The organism is Poseidonocella sp. HB161398 (genome assembly GCF_005870025.1).
Taxonomy (GTDB): domain Bacteria; phylum Pseudomonadota; class Alphaproteobacteria; order Rhodobacterales; family Rhodobacteraceae; genus Mangrovicoccus.
Genome location: NZ_VATA01000245.1, coordinates 1 through 881, shown reverse-complemented (window position 1 = coordinate 881; position 881 = coordinate 1). Strand labels below are relative to the sequence as shown.

Genomic DNA, 881 nt, shown 5'->3' with positions numbered 1-881 from the left:
TCCCGAAGCCCGCCTGACCGTCCCGTTGTGGCAAAACTCGCAATGCGCTGCGAGCAATATCAATTGCTTGTCGATTTTGACGTCGAACTTGGGGGTGCCGTCCCAGAACAGGATCTTCAGCCTGTCCGCCCGCTTCGAGCGGAAGACGAAGACGGCGCCCGCGAAGGGGTCCTCCTTCAGCACCGACTGCACCAGTGAGGCCAGGCCGTCATGGCCCTTGCGGAAGTCCACGGGCTTGGTCGCCACGAGGATCCGCACCCGGTCGGACGGGATCATGCCAGCGCCCGAACCACGGCGGCGATCCGCTCGGCCGACGCCCCGGGCTCGAGCCGCACGGTCACCGCGCCGACGGCGATCTCGACGGAGCCGGTTGCAACTGGCGCCATTTCCGCAGGCGCATCCGGCGTCGCCACCATCAGCGACACGAACTCCATCGCGTCCTCGGGCGCCGGAAGCACCAGCCTTCCGTCCCGCGCCATCCGCCGCCAGGCCGAGACCTGGTTGGCTTGCAACCCGTGCCGCGCAGCAACCTCATTCACGGTCGCGCCGGGACGCAGGGTCTCCGCCACGATCTCCGCCTTCAGCTCGTCCGGCCACTTCCGGTTCCTGCGCTGAGTTGCGCGCTCGTTCGTGAGAACCTCAAAATATGCGCTCATTGAGAAAGTCACTCCCTGCCTATCGCTGGAAATGAGATCTCAGAACCGCCGTCTCACAAACAGGTGGGAGCCAGGCTTCGCTTACGGAAGGGCGCTAAATCAAGACGGCCTTCGGCGTAGCCTTACCCCGGATCATGGCGGGGCTGGCCGCTGAGCACGGCGAGGAGACGACTGTGATGATCGACGCCACCCATCTGAAGGCCCATCGCACGGCGTCCAGCCTGG

2 protein-coding genes and 1 pseudogene are annotated in these 881 nt (G+C 65.5%); 1 reads left to right on the top strand and 2 read right to left on the bottom strand.

Features of this window, described 5'->3' with window-relative positions; all coding sequences use genetic code 11:
- On the bottom strand, nt 1–276 hold a 276-nt coding region (tnpB, locus tag FGX59_RS37065), incomplete at its 3' end, for an IS66 family insertion sequence element accessory protein TnpB (RefSeq protein WP_138473497.1).
- Nucleotides 273–656, bottom strand: a complete 384-nt coding sequence (locus FGX59_RS37060; protein WP_138473496.1) for a transposase — start codon at nt 654–656, stop codon at nt 273–275. The genes tnpB and FGX59_RS37060, both read right to left, overlap by 4 nt.
- A gap of 128 nt (nt 657–784) precedes the next feature.
- Between FGX59_RS37060 and FGX59_RS37055 the strand changes: the two are divergent.
- A pseudogene (locus FGX59_RS37055) lies at nt 785–881 on the top strand (IS5/IS1182 family transposase); the annotation flags it as partial.